This window comes from Rhizobium sp. AN68, assembly GCF_030758035.1.
Classification (GTDB): domain Bacteria; phylum Pseudomonadota; class Alphaproteobacteria; order Rhizobiales; family Rhizobiaceae; genus Agrobacterium; species Agrobacterium tumefaciens.
In genome coordinates, this window is the sequence record NZ_JARWMI010000002.1 from 1,014,678 (window position 1) to 1,036,606 (window position 21,929).

21 protein-coding genes and 1 tRNA gene are annotated in these 21,929 nt (G+C 55.6%); 4 read left to right on the top strand and 18 right to left on the bottom strand.

Annotated elements, in window-relative coordinates:
* Positions 1–2: 2 nt before the first annotated feature.
* The 14 genes from RBH71_RS08105 to RBH71_RS08170 form a co-directional block, all read right to left on the bottom strand.
* Positions 3–605 (bottom strand): amino acid synthesis family protein, encoded by a 603-nt coding sequence (locus RBH71_RS08105; RefSeq protein ID WP_003511499.1) that lies wholly within the window; start codon positions 603–605, stop codon positions 3–5.
* A 118-nt stretch (positions 606–723) separates the two neighbouring features.
* The gene (locus RBH71_RS08110) at positions 724–1,902 is read right to left on the bottom strand and encodes an iron-containing alcohol dehydrogenase (protein WP_003511500.1); all 1,179 of its coding nucleotides are present in this window, start codon (positions 1,900–1,902) and stop codon (positions 724–726) included.
* Positions 1,903–1,999: 97 nt separating this feature from the next.
* Positions 2,000–2,731 carry an amino acid ABC transporter ATP-binding protein gene (locus tag RBH71_RS08115; RefSeq protein ID WP_003511501.1) on the bottom strand — a complete coding sequence of 244 codons (732 nt, stop codon included), beginning with the start codon at positions 2,729–2,731 and terminating at the stop codon, positions 2,000–2,002.
* A gap of 29 nt (positions 2,732–2,760) precedes the next feature.
* Positions 2,761–3,450: an amino acid ABC transporter permease gene (locus tag RBH71_RS08120; protein ID WP_003511502.1), complete on the bottom strand. Its 690-nt coding sequence runs from the start codon at positions 3,448–3,450 to the stop codon at positions 2,761–2,763.
* Between the two features lie 76 nt (positions 3,451–3,526).
* A complete protein-coding gene (locus RBH71_RS08125) occupies positions 3,527–4,387 on the bottom strand; it encodes a transporter substrate-binding domain-containing protein (protein WP_003511503.1) in 861 nt (286 codons plus the stop codon).
* 183 nt (positions 4,388–4,570) lie between these two features.
* Positions 4,571–5,266, bottom strand: a complete 696-nt coding sequence (locus RBH71_RS08130) for a GntR family transcriptional regulator (RefSeq protein WP_003511504.1) — start codon at positions 5,264–5,266, stop codon at positions 4,571–4,573.
* A 145-nt stretch (positions 5,267–5,411) separates the two neighbouring features.
* Positions 5,412–6,296: a formyltetrahydrofolate deformylase gene (gene purU, locus RBH71_RS08135; RefSeq protein WP_003511505.1), complete on the bottom strand. Its 885-nt coding sequence runs from the start codon at positions 6,294–6,296 to the stop codon at positions 5,412–5,414.
* A 90-nt stretch (positions 6,297–6,386) separates the two neighbouring features.
* Entirely contained in the window at positions 6,387–7,694 is a 1,308-nt protein-coding gene (glnT, locus tag RBH71_RS08140; RefSeq protein WP_003511506.1) for a type III glutamate--ammonia ligase, read from the bottom strand.
* An 83-nt stretch (positions 7,695–7,777) separates the two neighbouring features.
* On the bottom strand, positions 7,778–9,106 hold the full coding sequence (locus RBH71_RS08145) for an FMN-binding glutamate synthase family protein (RefSeq protein ID WP_003511507.1): 1,329 nt from the start codon (positions 9,104–9,106) through the stop codon (positions 7,778–7,780).
* A 16-nt stretch (positions 9,107–9,122) separates the two neighbouring features.
* Positions 9,123–9,809 (bottom strand): GXGXG domain-containing protein, encoded by a 687-nt coding sequence (locus RBH71_RS08150; protein WP_003511508.1) that lies wholly within the window; start codon positions 9,807–9,809, stop codon positions 9,123–9,125.
* Positions 9,810–9,844: 35 nt separating this feature from the next.
* The gene (locus RBH71_RS08155; RefSeq protein WP_003511509.1) at positions 9,845–10,750 is read right to left on the bottom strand and encodes a class II glutamine amidotransferase; all 906 of its coding nucleotides are present in this window, start codon (positions 10,748–10,750) and stop codon (positions 9,845–9,847) included.
* A gap of 96 nt (positions 10,751–10,846) precedes the next feature.
* Positions 10,847–11,524 (bottom strand): helix-turn-helix domain-containing protein, encoded by a 678-nt coding sequence (locus tag RBH71_RS08160; RefSeq protein WP_003511510.1) that lies wholly within the window; start codon positions 11,522–11,524, stop codon positions 10,847–10,849.
* Positions 11,525–11,819: 295 nt separating this feature from the next.
* Positions 11,820–12,182 carry a hypothetical protein gene (locus tag RBH71_RS08165; RefSeq protein WP_003511512.1) on the bottom strand — a complete coding sequence of 121 codons (363 nt, stop codon included), beginning with the start codon at positions 12,180–12,182 and terminating at the stop codon, positions 11,820–11,822.
* 318 nt (positions 12,183–12,500) lie between these two features.
* Positions 12,501–12,590, bottom strand: a tRNA-Ser gene (locus RBH71_RS08170).
* A 345-nt stretch (positions 12,591–12,935) separates the two neighbouring features.
* On the opposite strand from RBH71_RS08170, the gene RBH71_RS08175 reads away from it, so the two are divergent.
* Together RBH71_RS08175 and RBH71_RS08180 are read left to right on the top strand one after the other, a co-directional pair.
* Positions 12,936–14,108 (top strand): DNA methyltransferase, encoded by a 1,173-nt coding sequence (locus RBH71_RS08175; RefSeq protein WP_269834914.1) that lies wholly within the window; start codon positions 12,936–12,938, stop codon positions 14,106–14,108.
* Positions 14,105–15,586, top strand: a complete 1,482-nt coding sequence (locus tag RBH71_RS08180; RefSeq protein WP_269834913.1) for a TRM11 family SAM-dependent methyltransferase — start codon at positions 14,105–14,107, stop codon at positions 15,584–15,586. Before RBH71_RS08175 ends, RBH71_RS08180 begins: the two co-directional genes overlap by 4 nt.
* Here the strand turns inward: RBH71_RS08180 and RBH71_RS08185 are convergent.
* Complete coding sequence (locus RBH71_RS08185) at positions 15,572–16,906, bottom strand: phospholipase D family protein (protein WP_323687241.1); 1,335 nt, start codon at positions 16,904–16,906, stop codon at positions 15,572–15,574. The genes RBH71_RS08180 and RBH71_RS08185 overlap by 15 nt on opposite strands.
* A gap of 358 nt (positions 16,907–17,264) precedes the next feature.
* Between RBH71_RS08185 and RBH71_RS08190 the strand changes: the two genes are divergently transcribed.
* On the top strand, positions 17,265–17,753 hold the full coding sequence (locus tag RBH71_RS08190; protein WP_323687242.1) for a hypothetical protein: 489 nt from the start codon (positions 17,265–17,267) through the stop codon (positions 17,751–17,753).
* Between the two features lie 19 nt (positions 17,754–17,772).
* Here RBH71_RS08190 and RBH71_RS08195 read toward each other — a convergent pair whose 3' ends face one another.
* Positions 17,773–18,177, bottom strand: coding sequence for a hypothetical protein (locus RBH71_RS08195; RefSeq protein WP_323687243.1), 405 nt, complete (start codon positions 18,175–18,177; stop codon positions 17,773–17,775).
* Between the two features lie 223 nt (positions 18,178–18,400).
* Between RBH71_RS08195 and RBH71_RS08200 the strand changes: the two genes are divergently transcribed.
* Positions 18,401–18,982 carry a recombinase family protein gene (locus RBH71_RS08200; protein ID WP_323687244.1) on the top strand — a complete coding sequence of 194 codons (582 nt, stop codon included), beginning with the start codon at positions 18,401–18,403 and terminating at the stop codon, positions 18,980–18,982.
* A gap of 298 nt (positions 18,983–19,280) precedes the next feature.
* Here RBH71_RS08200 and RBH71_RS08205 read toward each other — a convergent pair whose 3' ends face one another.
* On the bottom strand, positions 19,281–20,306 hold the full coding sequence (locus RBH71_RS08205) for a hypothetical protein (RefSeq protein ID WP_323687245.1): 1,026 nt from the start codon (positions 20,304–20,306) through the stop codon (positions 19,281–19,283).
* A 539-nt stretch (positions 20,307–20,845) separates the two neighbouring features.
* Positions 20,846–21,838: a site-specific integrase gene (locus tag RBH71_RS08210; protein WP_323687246.1), complete on the bottom strand. Its 993-nt coding sequence runs from the start codon at positions 21,836–21,838 to the stop codon at positions 20,846–20,848.
* Positions 21,839–21,929: the final 91 nt, after the last annotated feature.

Sequence of the window (21,929 nt, forward strand, 5' to 3'; positions counted from 1 at the left end):
CCTCAAACGCCCGCCGGGTTGGCAACATCCTGACCGAGATCCTTCAGATCCTGATACCGGTCGCCGATGCGGTGATGAGGCCTACCGCCGACTGAAGCACCGAGCGCCACGACGATCTCGTCGGCAGCCGGAGCATCGGGAACGGAGGTCTGGATAGTCAGGTAGTGCGAACGGCGGCCTTCATCGTTCTTGTCCATTAACGGGATCATGATCGGCGCATTGCCGGGACCACGCGTATTGCAGAAGGCCAGATAGGACTTGGCACCCACAGCCTGACGATAGTGATTGCCGAAACGCAGCGTGTGAATGAGCGCGGAGGCATGTTCGATCTCACCATCCAGCCCGACGACGGCCGCCTTGCCATAGGCCTCCACCGCTTCGCCGGAACCCACGGCATCAAGGATCATCTTCGTCAGGAGTTCGCCCAGCACCGGCGCCCCGGCGTGGATTTCCGGTTTGAGGTCATCCACGAAGCCTTTTCCAGCCCAGGGATTTTTCACGACCGCGATGGCGGTGAACAGCTTCAAAGGTGTCGCTGCGGCCTTGCCTCCTTCAATCAACGTTGTTTCGACCTGCAACAGCGTCTTACGGATCTGGATGGGCATAGGCGTTCTCTCCGATAAATATGATGTCTTATGGTATGCCATAATATGTAAGTGTCAAGTGGCGGAAATCTATGGCTTGAAGTTGCGAAAAATGACAATTGTTACAGTATGTTATGGCTCAAGGCCCTTCCATGCGGCCGTCAAAGGCAAGTTCGTAAAGGCGCGTCATTTCCGCTGCCGTCGGAACCCGTGGGTTATTTGCGGGTGTGCCGGAGGCGAGGCCTTGCCGCACCATTTCCGGCAAAAGATCGAGATAGCGGGTTTTGTCGATACCGAATTCCTGCGGGGTCGGCACCTTCAGCCGCCTGTTCAGGCCGATGAAAGCCTCCACCATCTTTGCGCCTGCAATCTGGTCACTGTCCGTCGAACTGGCGCAACCAAGTGCGCGGGCAGCGGCGGCATATTGCGGTAGAGCGGAATTCAACGAAAATTGTGTGACCAACGGCAGTACCATCGCATTCGACATGCCGTGCGGAACGTGGAAAAAGGCACCGACCGGCCGACTGAGGCCGTGGATCAACGCTGTGGATGTATTGGAAACGGCAAGACCCGCATGCGTCGCCCCGAGCATCATCGCTTCTCGTGCTTCCCGGTTCTGCGGGTCGTTCGCGACTTTTTCGAGATTTGCCCCGATCAGTTTCAGCGCGGACAGCGCCAACGCCTCGGAATGGGCATTACCGTTGCGGTTGACCAGCGCTTCCAGCGCATGGGTCAGCGCATCTATGCCGGTATCGACCGTGACGCGGTAAGGGCAGGTCAGCGTCAGCTCGTAATCGATGATGGCCGCAACGGGCAAAGCGGCGGTGCCGAGGATGAGCATTTTTTCGCTGGCAGCCGTGTCCGTCACGACGGCGGCGCGTGTTACTTCCGATCCGGTTCCTGCGGTTGTGGGTATGGCAATTACCGGCATGACGGCAAAATCCACGATCCTTGGAACTTTCAGCGCCCGCAGCTCTTCGCCACTGGTTGCAACGATGGCACCTGCTTTCGCCGTATCCATGGCGCTACCGCCGCCGAGTGCGACGAGACCATCATGACCGCCCCCGGAAACGCGTTTCACCAGTGTGGCGATGGATATATCCGTTGGATCTTCTACGACATCCGCAAAAATGGCGGCATCGATACCCTCGCCGCCAAGCGCCTGCAAAAGCGCATCCGCATGGCCGAGTTTCTGCATGACTGGATCGCAGACGAGCAGAGGGCGCTTCACCCCCAGAGATTTCAACAGTGACGGCAATCGGAAACGGCTGCCACCGCCGATGAGCATTTCGCGAGGCATCAGGACACGGTTTATCATTGCGGTTCTCCGCCAATATCATTCTGCGTTGTTCGGAACGGCCTAAGGCACACGATCTGAAGCGGGATTTCGCCATCCCGCTCCGGTCACCGTGGCGTCAATGCGCCAGGATTTTCGACAGGAACGAGCGTGCGCGATCCGTCTTCGGATTGGTGAAGAAGCTGTCACCCTCGCCGATCTCGACGATCTCGCCGCCATCCATGAAGACAATGCGGTCAGCCACCTTGCGGGCAAACCCCATTTCATGCGTCACCACCATCATCGTCATGCCTTCCTGCGCAAGCGAGACCATGACGTCGAGCACCTCGTTGATCATTTCCGGATCAAGCGCCGATGTAGGCTCGTCAAAAAGCATGGCGACCGGATCCATCGCCAGCGCGCGGGCGATTGCGACGCGCTGCTGCTGACCGCCGGAAAGTTGACCGGGATATTTCTTCGCATGCGCGGTAAGCCCCACACGCTCCAGAAGGGCGTTGGCTTTGATCAGCGCCTCCGCAGGGGAGCGGCCGAGAACCTTCTCCTGCCCGATGCACAGATTTTCGAGGATCGTCATATGCGGGAAGAGTTCGAAATGCTGGAACACCATGCCCACTTTGGAGCGCAGCTTCGGCATATCGGTCTTGGGGTTGGTCACCTCAACCCCGTTGACGGTGATGATGCCGTTGCCGATCGTCTCCAGCGCATTGACGCATTTGATGAGCGTCGACTTGCCCGAACCGGACGGCCCGCAGATCACGACGACTTCGCCCTTGGCGACATTCAGGCTGCAATTGGTCAGAACCTGAAAGGTCGGACCGTACCATTTGTTGACGGATTGAAGTTCGATCATGCTGGTTGCTTGAGACATCGGACTTCTCCCTAGTGTACGTCAGCCGACATTGGGCCGTAGGCCTTGCCGAATCGTTTCTCGATACGGCGCTGGATGAGTTCCCAGGCGGTCGTCATGGCGAGGTAATAAAGGGCCGCGACCATGAAGAGCTCCAGAACGAGGAACTTTTCCTGGATAAGAACCTGCGTGCGGCGCAGCAGCTCCTCCATGGAAATGATGGAGGCGATCGACGTTGTCTTCAGCACGCCATTGACGGAATTGCCAAGCGGCGGAATGATGATGCGGAAGGCCTGCGGTGCAACTATGTAGCGCATCACCTGCGCCTCGGTCATGCCGATGGCGCGCGCCGCATTGATCTGGCCTTTGGGAACCGCAGCGATACCTGCCCGGACGATTTCCGACAGATAAGCGGCCTCGCAGAGCGACAGGCCGATCAGGGTGGACTGCAGAACCGTCAGCTTGATGCCGAGCTGCGGCAGGCCGGTATAGATGATGATGAGCTGCACCAGCAGCGGCGTGCCGCGAAATATCCAGGTGTAGAAATAGGCCGGTCCGGAGAGGAACCGGTATTTCGACATGCGCATCACCGCAATGACGAAGCCCAGCGCAAGACCCGCCGTCATGGCAAAAACCGTGAGGCCGAGCGTCACCATCGCCCCCTCGAAAAGATAATAATTCGTCAGATATTCGAAGAAACCTTCCCAGTTCCAACCCTTCACGTCTTTCTCCAATTCATGCGGGAATGGTCGCGGCGAGAACTCTCCCGCCGCGCTGACAGTTCAGATGGAGGAGATTTCAGCCTTCCGGACCAAGAACGGCGAGGTCGCCGGGCGCGATGCTCACGCCATAACCACCCATCAGCTTTTCAAGCGAACCATCGGCCTTCATTTCCTTGAGAGCAGCAGAGACGGCACTGGCGACGTCCTTGCTTCCAAAGGAAAGCGAACCGGGCGTGGGGTACATGCCGGAAAGTGCATGCGTGAACTCGCCGCGATCCTGGTATTGCTTGGCGACAGGATCGATGGAGACTGCGGCCTGAACCTGACCTGCCCGCAGCGCCTGATAAACGGTCGCGTAATTGTCGAACAGGTTGATGGTCATCGGCGCAAGACTGCGTTTCTTGAAGTCCTCGTTCAATTCCTTGATCTTGCGCTCGGCATAGCCACCGATATCGGTGCTGACGGCCTTGCCGGCCAGATCGTCCACCTTGGTGATGGGCTCGGATGCACCGACGGCCGTTGAAATGCTGATGGCGAGACTCTCATAGGGGATCATGAACAGGATCTTGCGCCGCTCCGCCGTCACGAACAGACCTGCATTGATCATATCCCAGCGACCGCCCTGCAGGCCCGGCACCATGGTGGCATATTCCGTGCTGATATATTCGGGCTTCAGGCAGAGGCGCTTGGCGATTTCATAACCCAACTCGATACGAAGGCCTTTGAGCACGCCCTGTTGGTCGGCATAGGCCATGGGCGGCAATGTCGGGCTGGTCGCCATCACGAGATGGCCGGGCTTGATGAGGTGATCGTTGGATATTTTCGGCGTGCAGTCCTGTGCAACGGCCGCACCGGCAAGAAGACTGATGACAAAGCCCGCCAGAGAGGTTTTGGCGCGCACGGCTATGCATTTCCGGGAAATCGGATTCCAGTTCATATTAAGCTCCGCTCTTTATATTATTTATTATGGCATACCATCACACCAAACGGATTGCCCTGTCAATAAGCGGTCATTTGTTTTTCTAAATTATTGTAAAACAACCATAAAATCAAAAAACCAAGAGCTTGCGGCCGCCAGCTGGGCAACCGCAAGACAAGCAGAACGGAGCGCCAAAAACCGTCAGTCAGCCGTTTTTTGCGCGGTGAGAACGGCTTCGGCGATAGCGCATGCGCTGGTGACATGATCGAGAGCGGCTTTGTAAGCGGCGTCCCCGTCACCTTTCCGGATCGCATCGACGATCTTTTTCATCTGCGCCGGACCTTCGGTATCGCGGCTTTTCGTCTTGATCGTCATGGAGCGAAGATGGTTGATCCGCACCGTCAGCAAATTGACGACACCCCAGGCGACATGCCGGTCGATCTTGCTGAACAGCGTATGATAAAAAGACGAGGTATGCGCGAGAACACCGGGCATATCCTTGGCAACGTAACTTTCGCGAATATGCTCGAGCGAAGCCTCAAGCGCCTCGACAATGGCGGGATCGCGACGCTCCGCACAAAGGCGAGCCGCCATTCCCTCCAGCGCACCGCGGATTTCGTAAATCTGCTTGGCCTCGGCGAGATCGAGCAGCGCAACCATCGGCCCCTTGTTCGGCAAATTCGCCACCAGCCCCTCGGACTCCAGATGCCGCAGGACTTCGCGCACGATGGTGCGGGAAACGCCCAGCTGGGCGCAGAGATCGCGCTCCACAAGGCGGTCTCCCGGACGGAAGTAACCGTTCACGATGGCGTCGCGCACCTTGTCGAGCGCAAGCTCCCTCAGCGTCTTGGTCGGACGCTCAACGCGAATGGCAGTTCCCTGCAAAGCACCGGTCATGGTATCACCTCGTTTGGCACATCCCGCTTCCGCCCCGCCGGGCGTGAAAACAGGTTCTGGCTCTTTATATTATGGCGTACCAACTTATTTAGCCGCGCACCATGTTTATGGCAACAGCGCGCGACCAGCTTGTCGTAATGCCGCGTCACCCCATCCGTTCCGATGCATAGCTGCCCGGGCTTGGCGGGAAGACCACGGTCCGGTTACCGTTGATGAAAGTACGGTGGTGGATATGGGCATGGATGGCGCGTGCCAGAACCTGCGCCTCGACATCCCGGCCGAGCGAAACATAATCCTCCGCGCTCTGGGCATGGGTAATACGCACAATATCCTGCTCGATAATCGGACCTTCGTCGAGATCGGCGGTGACATAGTGGGCCGTCGCACCGATCAGCTTCACGCCACGCTGATAGGCCTGCTTGTAAGGGTTGGCGCCCTTGAAGGACGGCAGGAAAGAATGGTGGATATTGATGATCTTCCCCGACATCGTCTCGCACATCCGGTCGGAAAGCACCTGCATATAACGCGCAAGCACGATCAGTTCGGTTCCGGTGCTTTCGGCAATATCCATGATCCGGGCTTCAGCCTGTGGCTTGTTTTCCTTCGTCACCGGAATGTGGTGGAAGGGAATATCATGATTGACCACCACTTTCTGGTAATCGAAATGGTTGGAGACGACGCCGACAATATCGATCGGCAAGGCGCCGATGCGCCAACGGTAAAGCAGATCGTTCAGACAATGGCCGAAGCGCGAGACCATCAGCAGGACCTTCATTCGCTCGGACTGGTCATGAAGCGCCACTTCCATGCCGAATTTCTGCGAGATCGGCATCAGTCCAGCCATCAAGTCGTCACGCTTTGCTCCCTCTTCGGAAATGAAGCCCACGCGCATGAAGAAACGGCCAGTGCCGAGATCATCAAACTGCGAACTATCGACGATGTTGCAGCCTTTTTCAGCGAGAAAGCCTGAAAGGGCAGCGACGATGCCTCGGGTGGACTTGCAGGTTACGGTCAGGACGAAGTTCGTCATCCGGCACTCTCTCTGTCATCAATATTGGAAAAACCCCGCGCTGTCTGACGAGCGCGGGGAAAGCCGCGAGGGCGGCGGGGAAACCCGAACTCAAACGTCGAGCGTTGTCTGGTGCTCCCAGGCAGTGAATTGCGCGCAATAAGCGTTCCACTCGCCCTGCTTGAGCTTGAGATAGGCCTTTGAGAACTCCATGCCCAATGCCTGCTGCAGTTCCTCGTCCTTCTCGTATTCGCGCAGCGCATCGAGAAGATTGAGCGGCAGTTTAGGCGCATTCGTCACGGTATGACCTTCGCGATACATGTCTATATCGTGATGCGGACCGGGATCGGCCTGTGAGCGGACACCCGAGAGACCGGCCGCAATGATGATGGCCTGCAGCAGATAGGGGTTCACGGCTCCATCCGGCAGACGCAGTTCGAAACGCCCCGGCCCTGGCACGCGAACCATGTGGGTGCGGTTGTTCCCGGTCCAGGTCACCGTGTTCGGCGCCCAGGTCGCGCCCGAGATGGTCCGCGGCGCGTTGATGCGCTTGTAGGAATTAACCGTCGGATTGGTGACGGCAGCAAGAGCGGAGGCATGTTTCATGATGCCGCCCAGAAACGTCTTGCCCTTTGCGGAGAGCCCGAAAGGCATTGCCTTGTCGGCAAAAGCGTTGACCTTGCCGTCCAGATCCCAGACCGAAATATGAGCATGGCAGCCGTTGCCGGTCAGCCCCTTGAAAGGCTTCGGCATGAATGTCGCGCGCAGCCCGTGCTTTTCGGCAACCGACTTGACCATGAACTTGAAGAAGGAATGTTTATCCGCCGTCTGGAGCGCATCGTCATATTCCCAGTTCATCTCGAACTGGCCGTTCGCGTCCTCATGGTCGTTTTGGTAGGGTTTCCAGCCCAACTCCAACATGTAGTCGCATATTTCCGCGATCACATCGTAACGACGCATCACTGCCTGCTGGTCGTAGCAGGGCTTTTCCGCCGTGTCGTACTCATCGGAGATTTTCGCGCCGTCCGGCGAAATCAGGAAAAATTCCGGTTCCACGCCGGTTTTGACCCGCAGCCCTTGCCCGGCCGCTTCCGCGATGAGCTTTTTCAAAACGACGCGCGGCGCCTGTTCCACTGGCTGGTCTTCCATGACGCAATCGGCAGCAACCCAGGCCACATCCTTTTTCCAGGGAAGCTGGATGACCGAGGAGGCGTCCGGCACTGCGAAGAGATCGGGATGGGCGGGCGTCAGATCGAACCATGTGGCGAAACCGGCAAATCCGGCGCCGCCCTTCTGCATATCGGCAATCGCTTCTGCAGGAACCAGCTTGGCGCGCTGGCCACCGAAGAGATCGGTATAGCTGATCATGAAATATTTGATGCCTTTTTCGGCAGCAAACTTGGAGAGGTCCAGTGTCACGTCATTCCCCTTTTTTTGAATATCAGACACTTCATCGAAAAAGACGGCCACATCCTCCCAAATGCGCCCGTCCATTGTGTTTTTTAAAAGCTGCCTTTACCCGGGAACCAGTTTGTTCCCGCCAGCGGAACCTGCGCCATTGCCGCAGCCTCCATGGTCAGAGCCACCAGATCTTCCGGCTCCAGATTGTGGAGATGGTTTTTGCCGCAGGCGCGCGCGATGGTCTGGGCTTCGAGCGTCATGACCTTCAGATAGTTGGCGAGGCGGCGACCGGCGGCGATTGGATCAAGACGTGCGGCAAGTTCCGGGTCCTGCGTGGTGATGCCTGCGGGGTCTTTGCCCTCGTGCCAGTCATCATAAGCGCCGGCCGTGGTGCCTAGCTTCTGGTATTCGTCTTCCCATTTCGGGTCGTTATCGCCCAGCGCCACCAGCGCCGCCGTTCCGATGGCAACCGCATCGGCACCAAGCGCCAGAGCCTTGGCGACATCCGCACCCGAGCGAATGCCACCGGACACGACCAATTGCACCTTGCGATGCATGCCGAGATCCTGAAGCGCCTGTACTGCGGGGCGAATACAGGCAAGCGTGGGCATGCCGACATTTTCGATGAAGACGTCCTGCGTGGCCGCCGTGCCGCCCTGCATGCCATCAAGCACCACCACATCGGCACCGGCCTTTACTGCAAGTGCGGTGTCGTAATAGGGGCGCGCACCACCAACCTTGATGTAGATCGGTTTTTCCCAATCGGTGATTTCGCGCAGTTCAAGGATCTTGATTTCCAGATCGTCCGGGCCGGTCCAATCAGGATGACGGCAGGCGGAACGTTGGTCGATGCCCTTCGGCAAATTGCGCATATTGGCGACGCGATCGGAAATCTTCTGGCCAAGCAGCATGCCGCCGCCACCCGGTTTCGCACCCTGGCCGACGACCACCTCGATGGCGTCCGCACGGCGCAAATCCTTGGGGTTCATGCCATAACGCGACGGCAGATACTGATAAACCAGCGTCTGGCTGTGGCCGCGTTCCTCATCCGTCATGCCGCCATCGCCCGTCGTGGTGGACGTGCCGGCAATGGTCGCGCCACGGCCGAGCGCTTCCTTGGCGTTGCCGGAAAGCGCGCCGAAGCTCATGCCGGCAATGGTGATCGGCGTTTTCAGCGTGATCGGCTTCTTGGCAAAGCGCGTGCCGAGGGTGACGGTCGTATCGCACTTCTCGCGATAACCTTCGAGCGGATAACGCGAGATGGACGCGCCGAGAAACAGCAGGTCGTCGAAATGCGGCACCTTCCGCTTCGTGCCTGCGCCGCGAATATCATAGATGCCGGTCGCAGCCGCACGGCGGATTTCCGCCAGCGTGTGATCATCGAAAGTCGCGGACTTGCGCGGTGGGGTGAAGGGGTTGTGATAGCTCATCGGAAAATCCCTCGCCTCAATACGCGTCGGCGTTGTCGATGTTGAAATTGTAGAGCGTGCGGGCCGAACCGTAGCGTTTGAACTCGCTTGGGCTGACATCGGAGACACCGGCTTTTTCAAGAAGTTCGGCAAGCTTCTCCAGATGTTCGGGCCGCATTTCCTTCTCGATGCAATCGGCACCCAGGCTCTTGACCGAGCCGCGCACGAAAAGCTTCGCTTCATAAAGGGAGTCACCCAACGCATCGCCCGCATCGCCGCAGACAACGAGGTGGCCGGACTGGCCCATGAAGGCGGACATGTGGCCGATATTGCCCTTCACGACGATATCGATGCCCTTCATGGAAATGCCGCAGCGGGAGGCGGCATTGCCCTTGATGACCAGAAGCCCGCCGCGACCGGTGGCACCTGCGTATTGCGAAGCGTCGCCCTCGATGACGACGGTGCCCGACATCATGTTTTCGGCAACGCCCGGCCCGGCCGAGCCGTAAACGGTGACGGTGCCGCCATCATTCATGCCGGCGCAATAATAACCGACCGAGCCGCGAACATCGACGATGACGGGGCTGTCTATGCCAACAGCGACGGCATGGTGGCCGCGCGGATTGACAACTTCGAATTCGGTGTCGTTTGCGCCCGAGGAAAGCCCATGGAGCGCGCTGTTGAGTTCACGCAAAGGCGTGTGGGAGAGATCGAAAACTGGCATGGATATGACTTTCGCAATATGCGCCGATGACGGTTTCACGCGGCCTTTTCATGGTCCCAGAAATAGACGGTCGCCGGCTCCGGCTCCCAGACGCGGGCATTTTCGATGCCGGGCAGATTGACCAGCGCGCGGTATTCAGAGCCGAAAGCGACATATTGATCGGTCTCGGCCATCACCGCTGGCTTGCAGGCGATGGGATCGCGCACCACGCCGAAACCGGATTTGGTGCCGACGACGAAGGTAAAGAACCCGTCGAGATCATCGAGCGCGCCGGTCAGCGCTTCGCCCAGATCCTTGCCCTTGGCCATTTCAGCCGTGAGATAGGCGGCGGCCACTTCCGAGTCGTTCTGGGTTTCGAAGGTCATGCCCTCGCGTACCAGTTCCCGACGCAGATTATTGTGGTTGGAGAGCGAACCGTTATGCACCAGGCACTGGTCGGCACCGGTGGAGAAGGGGTGTGCGCCAAGCGTCGTCACAGCTGATTCCGTTGCCATGCGGGTGTGGCCGATGCCATGGCTGCCCGCCATGGAGCGCACGCCAAAACGGGCGACAACATCTTTCGGCAGGCCGGTTTCCTTGTAGATTTCCACGCTGTCGCCGGAGCCCATCACCCGCACATTCGGGCGGATGGCGGCCAGGACCGAGCGAATTTCCGTGAGCTTTGCCGATGGAATATCCAGGACCGCGTGGGTGCTTTTCACCGCAATCGAAGCTTCAACGCCATTTTCCTTCAGCGCTTCGGCAAGGCCCGAAAAATCGGTGACGGGATCGGCCGACTGGATGGTTACTTTTGCCCGGCCATCGGCAGCGCTTCCATAGATCGCGATGCCGGCGGAATCCGGTCCACGATCCGTCATGGTCACGAGCATGTCCGAAAGCAGCTCACCCAGCTGCGGTTCAAGGCTTTTGTCTTTCAGGAATAGTCCAACAATGCCGCACATCGACAGGCACCTCCATTCGTTTCTGAATGAAGAGCTAGCATATGGAATTCCATCTCGTCAACTATCAGGAATATTTTTTTCTTCTAAGGCAACTTTTCAATCATTTGTCAGCCGCCTTTGCGGATAGGAAATGATCGACAGATAGCGAGCGGGAAGCTTCACCAGCTCCTCCGGTCCGTGCGGCGCATCAGCATCAAAAAACAGGCTGTCACCCGCCTGCATGGTGAAAAGCTGCTCGCCGTGGCGATAAACCACCTCTCCCTCCAGCATGTAGAGGAACTCCATGCCCTCATGCTGGAAGGTCGGAAATACATCCGAGTCCGTCGTCAGCGTGATGAGATAGGGCTCGACGGTGACGCCGCTGGTATTGTTGTCGATATGGCCAAGCAGGCTGTACTGATGGCCGGCGCGGGTGCCTCTACGCTCGATGTTCACCCCTTGGCCCGCCTTGACGAAGGTGGCGCTGCGCGGCTCCTCGAAGCCACGGAAGAACGCCGTGATCGGCACGCCGAGCGCCTTTGAAAGCGTCTGCAGCGTGGTGAGGGACGGCGAAATATTACCGTTTTCGATCTTTGAGAGCATTCCCACCGATACACCGGTGGCCGATGCGAGATCGGTGACCGTGATGCCCAGCTTCTTGCGATAGGCACGCACCTCATGGCCGATCGCCATTTCGAGATTATTGACCCTCGGCTCGCGAACCGCATGCGGGTTCTGCGACAAAAGCGCAGGCTCGGTCTTTGTGCTGTCCTTTGCCATGTGATCCTCCGGCATAACGTGTTTTCCTTCTTTAAAGGAAAACTATTTTAATTCGGAGGAAATTTTTACATCGCAGCAGCGGTAAAGCCTGCGAAAGGTCAGTACGTCACCCTGCCATCGGAGAGGTCAAAGACGGCACCAGTATAGAGGCATTTCAGTGGACTACGGACACGCGCTGTCCATCGTAGTCTTACGCAGATATTGAAGCTCACCTCTAACACGCCGCCAAGCGGTGCCAAGAATTACCCGGCACCGCTGGATTTCGAAAGGCCCTTCGACCAGTCAATGGCAAGAACCGTTCCTGCGGAGTTCAGGCTTCGACCAGCTCGCGAACATCATCAACGAGAAAATGCACGATCACATAGCGCGTCGTGTATTTCTGACCGCTATCGGACACGCTCTCGACGCTGCCGCCGTCGGAGGGATGCCATTTCTGATAGTGAGGATTGTTGGCGATCAGCGTAATCGCCTTGCCCGAAAACCTGCCGGTCAGCCGATAGCGAGCCTCTGCAAGATGCCAAATCTTTTCAAAATCCTGCTGGCTGATGCGGGCTTTCAAAGCCTTCTTGGATATCGTTTCTTCGGGCGAACTGTCGTCGTGTGCCCCCGATGGAATATGCAGGTCAACCTCTTCCGCGCCGTCCAGCAGAAAGGCAAATTCGTCTGGCCACATCCGTCTCACCTATCGCTCCTCCCAAAGCTTATCGTCCTACAACACAATTATGATAGCGCCTCTGCCGTAAGAGGCAATGGCGGATATCAACGAGCACTTGCCGGCATCCCAATTTTTCGGGAGCGTGGCCATGTGGGCCTCCAACAGGTGCTGAAGATCGCGGGTGGGACGCAACGAAATGGAAGCCAACGGCTATCTCAACCAGTCTGCCTCCGCTGGCGCAAAGCGGCACCGGCTTCGCTAGCGGACTGCAGCATCAAAGCGACCAACGAATGAATCAGGCTATCTCGGAAAAATCTTACGGCTCAGCGTAAATTATGGCGGAGAGGGTGGGATTCGAACCCACGATACCCTTGCAGGTATGCCGCATTTCGAGTGCGGTGCATTCGACCACTCTGCCACCTCTCCGCATGCGCGAACGCTTGCGTTGCGCGCTCCTCATAAACATCAATGGCAGAGCTGGGTAGCGGTAAGTCGAAAGTCGGCAGCTGGACGTAAGATAACTGTGGCCGCGATGTGCCGGATACGGACGTAAACCTCAAAAGGTTGACGGCATCACCGTCGAGCTATTCCTAGCTAACAGGCAAAGCGGCGGATTAGCATCAGTGTTTATTCAAAATGGTATTTTCCCCAACATATACTGGATTGGTTGGCGACTTTTGATAAACGCACCTCTAGAATCGTGAATCTTTCGACGGCATCGCGGGCCTTCCCGGAGGTGTATCCGCAATCGAAATGGCATATGGAGACAAGATGCTGGAAACTGCATTGGAAAGCGGTCGCGAATCTCGCGAGCATTTTGAGCAAGAAAACGCGGGTGTCGCCAAATTCCTCACGAAAGTTGATTGGGACTTCAAGGTCCGTGTCGTGACTAACGAGATTGAAGGTGTCCATCCCTATCCTGCAAAGTTCATTTCCGATCTTCCTGCAGCCATTCTTGATGCTTTGCCACTTCGCAAAGGAAGCATCGTCTTAGACCCGTTCTGCGGCAGCGGAACGACGGTGGCGGAAGCTCAACGCAGAGGCCTCGAAAGCGTTGGAGTGGATCTTAATCCAATTGCGTGCCTAATGGCCCGGGTGAAGACGAGTCCAATTCCGGACGGGATAGAGGTGTCCGTTGCACATTTAGTTGGTGCAGTTGATAGCGGCTTCGCGCCTGTGCCAGCTATTCCGAATTTGAGCCATTGGTTTAAGTCGCCTATCCAGGCAGCGCTTGCACGTCTCACAGCTGCGGTTGAAACGATTCCAGAGATCCACCAAGACTTCGTGCGCCTTGCGATATCGAGTATTATTGTGCGTGTATCAAACCAAGAAAGCGACACGCGCTATGCTGCGGTTGAAAAGCCATTGAAGCCTGATGATGTAAAAATCGCGTTTCAACGATCGTGTGACAGGCTACTCAGCGCCTTGAGGAGCCGGAACTATGACTTGGTTTCAGCGACAATAATTAATAGCGACCTGCTGCAAGTTGACACGGTAGCCTTGCGTGGAAAGATCGGCGCCATAATCACCTCTCCTCCGTATCCAAATGCATATGAATACTGGCTTTATCATAAATATCGGATGTGGTGGCTCGGATACGACCCATTGAAGGTTAAAGAGAAAGAGATCGGCGCGCGGGCGCACTTTTTCAAGAAAAATCGGCACACGTCGCAAACGTTCGTAGATCAGATGACTTCGGCGTTTAGAAAATTTTCGGAGATGTTAACGCTCGACGGCTGGGTCTGCTTTGTCGTTGGAAGGTCGATTATCCATGGAGAGACAATAGATAACGCTGCTATAATTCGGAAGGTTGGGGAAGACAGCGGTTTCGAACTTGTTTACGAGGGAACTCGAAACGTGTTGAGCACCCGGAAGTCCTTCAATTTGGCGCACGCCAATATCAAGCAAGAAAATATTGTAGTTATGCGAAGGTCATTCCTATGAAGCTGGAATGGAGCTCCTATAAGCACTTCCCCTACGAGAGGGAACTGGCATTCCGCGAGGCCCGTTCGCTAGTCGGCAGCAACCTAACGCTGGCTGACGATGGCAGCGTTATTGCAAATGGTGGAAGCGTCTCAAGTGCTCAGCTTCTTACTTACTTTTCTTGCGTCTCCGATGGCTCTGAGAGCTATGACACGGTGCAGAAGAGATTGGAGAAATCAGCTTCATTCAAGGAGCGGAGGCAATCAACTCGGTATTCGGTTCACGGATTACACGAGTATCGGGGCAAGTTTAACCCCCAAGTTTGCCGAGCCCTTATGAACATTTTGGGGGTTAGTCCGGGCAGCCTGCTTCTCGATCCGTTCTGCGGCAGCGGGACAACACTGGTTGAGGCAGCCCATCGCGGCGTTCGCGCGGTAGGAACCGATCTGAATCCACTCGCTGTCTACATCGCTAACGCCAAGCTGGCGGCTCTGACAACTCCCGCCAAACGTCTGTTGGAGGGCCTCGAACGCATTGTCACGCGTAGTCATCAAGTAAGTCCGGCACATGACGCCAGTGGCCGTATGGAATATCTGCGATCGTGGTTTGAGCCAGAACACCTTGCAGAAATTGAAAAAACGAAGATATCAATTGAGGACGAGGCCGAAAATAAAAGCTTCTACTTAGTTATCGCCAGCAATCTTATTAGAGAGTTCTCTCTACAAGATCCTGCAGACCTCAGAATTCGAAGAAGACCAAGTGCCAATACAGCTGAAAAGTTCATAACGATCTTCCAAAAGTCAGCTATCGAAGCAATTCGTAAGCTAGAAGCTGCGCAGGGCGTAGTTGGAACCGACTTGTCCGTGGGACAAGCTCTTTACAAAGACAATCGCAATCTTAGTGAGGCAGAAATAGGCGGTGCCGCCGACATAGCTATCACGAGCCCACCTTACGCCACCGCTTTACCCTACATCGACACGCAGCGCCTGTCGTTGGTTTGGCTAGGTTTACTCGATCCGAAACAGATTGGAGTCGTAGAGTCGGACCTGACTGGAAGTCGGGAGATGCGGTCCCAAGAAAAAAAGTGCGCCATTGAAGCTCTTGAAAACAACAGCGACAGCCTTCCGGGCAACGAATGGGAATTTTGTTTATCGTTAAAAAACGCGCTGACGAGCAAGGATGGATTTCGCCGACAAGCTGTTCCTTCGCTGCTCTATCGATATTTCCTTCAAATGAGGAAAATGTTCGAATCGACTTCGAAATGTCTTAAGGCTGGGGCCCCTTTTGCCCTGATTGTGGGCCACAATCACACAGTGCTGGGCGGAAAGCGATTTGATATAGACACCCCCGCTCATCTTGTCTCCTTAGCAAACAGCGTCGGCTGGACTACGTCCGAGGTAACTCCTCTTCAGGCCTACCAGCGTTTCGGCTTACATGCATCGAACGCGGTTCAAGCTGAAACGCTCATTGTGGTTCGAAATGGCTTACCACTTAGGTGAGAAGTCTGAAGGTAACCAGCATGCGCCACGGCTTGCCAATTGCTCGTTAGCAGCAGCCTGATTCCATATCTGTCGCGTTGCCTGTCCCAAAGCTGATTGCTGATCTATGAATGTCATTTTGAAAGTAGGCGTCGTAGGCGTTGGCCATTCAAGCAAAGCAAGGTCTTCGGCCTTTGGAATTGGTCTTTGCTGCGTTTGTAGTGTTTGCTGCATTGTCCGAATGGGCGCGGCAGGGATCACTAGCCGAAGGTCTCCATGACCAACATCGCCGGGGGTGAAGCCGAACGACATCAGCCCTGTTTTACTTGGCTGCCCAGAGATGGTGAGGCCATCAGTAGCATAGCGAATGAAAAAATCGAACTCGGCGCGGGGTCTATTTCTATCTCCAAAGACACCGAAACGAATTGTCGCGGCAGTGGATACGGGAATGCTTACGTTGGCTGTTCCTTTCGCTCCGCGCCAGTGCCGATCATTGTCACGGTTCAACTTGACGATGAGTCCGGCAGCATCGCCCAGACCGTTATTGGTTAGAGCGCTTGGACCAACCGTTGGCCCTTCCGCATCCGGGGCGAAGAAAATGTATGGTGGATAAGGCGGCGTCCTTAGTTCGGTCGGCAAGGCTTGCCACTGCACCTGCGCCCCAACAGCTGGAGGCGGGACCTGATTATTAAACGTCACGAGTTGGTTCAGCCTTGGGCGCTGCGGCGGTTGTCCACCCGCTCCAGATGGGCGTGGAGGACGCGGCAAAGGAGTGGCTCGAATTATTCCCGCATCAAGAAGGTGCCCAACGTCCGCCATACTCGCGACTCGCTCAAATCCAGCAGCTGAGTTCTCAAACCATTGATCTGTCGCTTGAGCGATCTGGTCCAAAACCTCCAGCGCGTCCCCATTTCTACTATCCAAGATAATGCCAGCTTCTACATGTCGCGCTGTTACTCCCGGTAGTGTGAAGTTCGCTGATCCGACATAGGCAGTTTGAGAGCCGTCGGCCCTCAGAAAGTGATAGGTTTTTGGATGATAGTAAGCGTTCTGGTAGTAAACTACGCCTAAGCTCGCGTTGGGTCTGGGAAGTTGAAGTTCAGTCACCAGCTCCCGTAGATGAGAAGCTAGGGTCTCGCCATCGTTTGATCCCAAAACGATTCGCACGGGGTGTCCGTTGTCTGAAAGGCTCGCGAAACTCTGCCGAAAGGGCGCGAACGCCTCACCACTGTAGAATCCAGACTGAATACGGAGCCCAATGATGTTCCCACTTAGTTCTGCATTGAGCCAATGACCGAGCGCGTGGTGCGGGTCGCGGGTCCCACTATCGATGTAACGCATTGTTTCCCTCGAATTGTAACATGGTGACGCTACCAGCGAAGGAGAAAAGAGCCAGCGGAAATTACGTAGATACACAACCTAAAGTGTGGAGATGTCGTAAGTCAGTCATTCGAACGACGTCCTACCTAACTTTTAGTTTTCAAGATGACACCAGATGAAGACAAATGGCTGAACAAGGATCGAGCCCCGTTGGAAGGAAGACCCTTCAGAAACTCAACATGATCGGTGATGCACAGGAAGCTCTACGCAACGTGCTTGATGTCGAGCAGAAACTCAATGGGCAAGCTGCCATAACGCTCTATGGCTTTTTCCAGTGTTTGCCGTTACCGACGAATGCGTTTGATACGGATGTTTTGAAATGCCTAAGAAGCAGAAACGCGACAAAGCATATTACGAGGTGCGACTGAAAAACGAGTTCCCCTCGATTTACGTTGACCTGAAAGCTGGGAAACACAGAACGACTACAGATGCGGCGATTGCTGCTGGACTGAAAACACCCAGAACACGGCTGCACGAGCTAAAGAACGCATGGGAAAAAGCCAGTGCCCAGGAACGCGATGAATTTGAAAAGTGGCTGCTGGCTCAATCCGGCATAAAGACGCCGCACCCTAGCTCTGCTAGTGCGAAAGTTCCAGTCGCGATCGATCGTCGCCTCCAAGCGTGGGCGAAGGCGCGTATCAAAGCGATAATGGCCAGACGTAATTTGCAGATGGGCGATGTCATGGCTGAGTTGGGCGAAAAGCGCCTCAACCCCTCCTTAGGGCAAGCTCTTCACAATGGCAGCCGTTTACGACCAACACTGGTGGCCGCATTGGAAGGATGGCTTGAAAAGAACAAGCACATCTAGAACGGTAGATCGATCTGTTTTACGGATATGCACGAACCTGCTCGGCAAGATATTGCAGAGCCCTCTCTGCGTCAGTGTCGAGAGCGTTCTGATACCGCTGAAGAAGTGCATCGGAGCACTCCACGTAGTTCGTCCTTGGCGCTTCCCGCTCAAACGCCCGTTCGATTTCTCTATCGACCGCTATCAAATCGATACTTGGAACACGACCGAGGATGCCAAGCAGCCGGGTCTTATAGGAGATGTGCTCTCCGGCGGGTTTTCCACATTCAACGGAGCCGCGTTTCAGCACGACGTAAGGCACCATCGCATTCGCGTAAGCGGTGTCCAGCGGGCCCGCAACCACCGGAGTGCTCAGTAAGCCGATCAACGTAGTGAGCGTCACTCCGGTTCGAGCGAGCATTTTCGCCATTTTCTTGCTGAGCATATGACCCTCCGGCAAATTCGTGATGGAAGTGCCGCACGAAAGGGAAGGGTTCCGTCATAACGAACCGACGATATGGCGCACGAAGATAACGTATTGAAAACCTTCGGAGACGCTTTCTCGGTCAACAGAAATGCCGTGCTGCACGAAAAGGTTCCTTTTAATCAAGGGCTTGCCGGGTATCATGAACGGATGAATTGCACCAAAAATTTAGGCGGCAGGCAGAATGAACACCTTGGGATATGCCCGTGTCAGCACCGTTGAACAAAGCCTCGACTTACAAATGTCGGCGCTGAGGGCGGCGGGATGCACCGATGTCCTTACCGATGAAGGGTATTCCGGTGCAGACTTTACAAGACCCGGTCTGACGCGCCTGCTTCGAAAGCTTAGGCGCGGAGATACCATCGTTGTCTGGCGTCTCGACCGTTTGGGTCGATCTCTCTTCGAACTTCTCAAACTCATTCGCGACCTTAACGAGCGTGGGGTGGAGTTCCGATCTTTGAGTGAAAGCTTAGACACTGGCACGCCAGCCGGTCGGCTCTTGCTGCACGTTCTCGCGTCGATGGCCGAGTTCGAGCGATCGCTGATAAGCGAACGGACGCGGGCTGGTATGGCTGCCGCTCGTGCTCGTGGGAGCCGCATCGGTCGTCGCCCTGCAATGACAGACGATCAGCGCCGGGACGCTCGGCAAGCTCTGGCCAATGGCTCAGCGACCGCCGAATCCATCGCGAAACAGCATGGAATTCACCCCCGGACATTGCTTCGAACTCTCAAGGTCGACGCGCAGCGTCTGGATGCTTCATATTGACTCAGGGAAGCTCGCTGGCTGGCTTTCAAGGGCGGGACGAGGAAATGTTTGGCCGAAAGCTTGAGCTCGCTGGTGACTCTCTGTGAGGTTCTTTCATCTTCTTCCGAGTTCCCTTTCTAACCACCGGCGAAGTTGTTGTATGCTCGAAGTTGGCTGCTAGCTTACGGGCCGGAGAGTGGTTTTAGATCTGGAATGTCACGCTACCAATTTTCTTCTTTTTATCTCTAAGAGAATATTGATACATATTGGTAGCGTGACACGTCTTTCTCTCCAAAATCTGCTCCGGTTAGGAAAAAACCTAATCATGAATATGAGGGAGCGTAATCGAACCGCTGTCATCTGTTTGAGCGCGCCTATTGGCTCTACACCGTTGTTGGCGCTTCCGGTCCATCCGCCTATTATAATCGCCAGCCGGGTCATCCACTCCGCACTGTTTAGAAGCTTCGCTCAGAACGGCATCGCCAAGCTTTTTGCAGCCCTGTCTCTGCGGGCACGATGAGCATTCCTTTGAGGAAGGGTCATGAGTGTAGTGCATCCCGAAGCAGGTTGGCCAACGTTCCGTGGAACCCCATGAAGTGGAAACCACCTCTGCAATCGGACCATCACTGAGATAGCTATCTGCGATCGCCAGCGCTCGTTCGAAAACTTCCTCGTTAGCGATAGACCTGAAGATTTCAGCCGGAACCTGCTTTCTATCATAGCTGAAAATCTGGATTGCACGGTGAAGAGGCATGCTAACCTCCTGCACATGTTTGAGGATGAAGCGCCGGAAGTCATCCTGCGCCTGTATTTTTCGATAGTTTTCGATGAGGTAGGAGGGATGTTCGACGCGGGCCAGACCAGCCATCACATGTTCTCTCCACCTGCCAGTTACATATTTCGCAAAAAGGTCTGCGGATGCGTCGTTGCCATGAAGCTGATTTGGGCGGGGAAATTTCTTCCGCTTATTGCCTCGGCGCAGCGCGAAGTCAAAAGCCGCTTCGATATAGACCGGATACGCAATCCCAAATTCATCTGCCCTCTGGCGGGCGGCAACGAGATGACTTCTCTCGCGGGCATTAGTGGCAATCGTGCGGAGATGAATGCCGCTGACGTTTTCGACAGATTGGGAATCAACCTCTGCCGCGAATTTCCGACGGAAGATTTCCTGATAGGTTCGAGCAAAGAGCATGTTGGCATCATGCGGGGACATGAACCGGTAATCAAACCACTTCATGCCATAGAGCTGTCGCTCAGCCTGGAGCACCTCGGTCGGATGTTGCTGGATCGTCTCGATTAGAGAGCGAAGGCGTAGTTGTTCGGGGGATTTCGATGTTTCAGTCATAGCTCATCCTTCACGCCATTATGGCGAGTTAAGCGGGTTTCGTTTTCGGATGAGCAGCCGGCAGCTCATTTCAGCATATAGCGGAATCGCCGGCGAATTCTCAAAAATGTTCAAAAAAAATTCAGAGGTGGTCAGCTGGAGCTTTTTCGCCTTACGCGCAAACCAAAAAAAGCGTTCTCACGCGTCGCTCAATAGTTTGAGTAACTTGGGATGCCGAAATTGACCAAAAAACGTGAAATTACTGGTTTCGCGTCAACTTAGCGCAAAGATAGAGGAAACGAGTTTCTTATTGCCCCTAAGAAACCCGTTGCCAGCCCCGCCTCCAATTCCGGTCGATCTCTGGCGGTTCTGCCGCGTCTGAAGCCGCGTATTTGTCAAAAGGTAAATCTCGGCTGCTAGCAGGAGCGGTGGTTTGGGTTTCAAAACTCGGCGGCGGCCCGAGCCATCCCCTTCAATCGAGAGGATTTTTTCTAGGACTTCAATGTCCTTCCGGCGCACTACACGCAGAGCAACAGCTCAAAAGCAGACCGTAGATTAATCTATCCAAGACGTGCCACGAGATCGTCAGCGGCGAGGTGCGTGTATCTTCTTAGCATCCGTAGCTCTTTGTGCCCGCTTACGCTGCTGACCTCGATCACGTTCAGACCACGTTCGAACAAGCGGCTGACACCTTCATGGCGTAGATCATGGAAGCGCAACCCCTTTATGCCAGCACGCACAAGCAACCTTCGCCATGCCTGTTCCAGCGTCCCGGCACGCATTGGAAATATAGTAGATTGATCTACCGCTGAGTGTTCCCTCCACGCTATCAGCATATCGAATGCACGCTGTGACAGAGGAACGTCACGACCGGAACCGTTCTTGGTAAGAGCGAGCGAAAGCACTCGACGATTGTGAGAGAAGTCACTCCATTTCAATCCGAGAAGCTCACCACGGCGCATCCCGGTCTCGACGGCAACGACCAACAGCGTCCGGAGAAAAGGTATTTTTCCGACATCGCAAGCGTCAAGCAGCCGTTGCTCCTCATCGCCGATTAAACGACGGCTGCGTTCATTGCGGATCATAGGACGGCGAACCAGCTTCACTACGTTCTTTGCGAGCGGAAGCCCCCAATCGCGGATCGCGACCTCAAGGACGTGGCTCAGGATCGCAAGTTCACGGACAGCGGTAGATGGAGCTACAATCTGAAGCCGCTCGTCACGGAACGACGCAATGTCCTGTTGGCTTAAGCCGATCATGGTCCTGTATGCGAGTTCGTGGCGGCGAAGCACATCAATGCGCTGTATCTCTTGGACCGAACCGCGCTTCAGAGGCGAGACTTCGTGCTGATATCGTTCAAGAAGCTGCCCGAGCGTCGTGCTTTCAAGGATTTTCGTGTCAGGGGCAGCGCCGAATCTATCGACCTGTGCTTCGAGGTCGCGTGCCCACTTTTCAGCTTCGAGCTTGGTGTCGAAGCTCTTGCAACGCGGCTTCATACCGCGCCGTCTCACCTGTGCTTGCCAGCGCCCTCTGAGTTTTCTGATTGTCGCCATCGTGATCTCCAATAGATATTGGAGACCACGCGTAGGATGCCCCCGGAGAGGTGCCAAGGATTATCCCGGCGCAGCAATCACACGCTTTAAC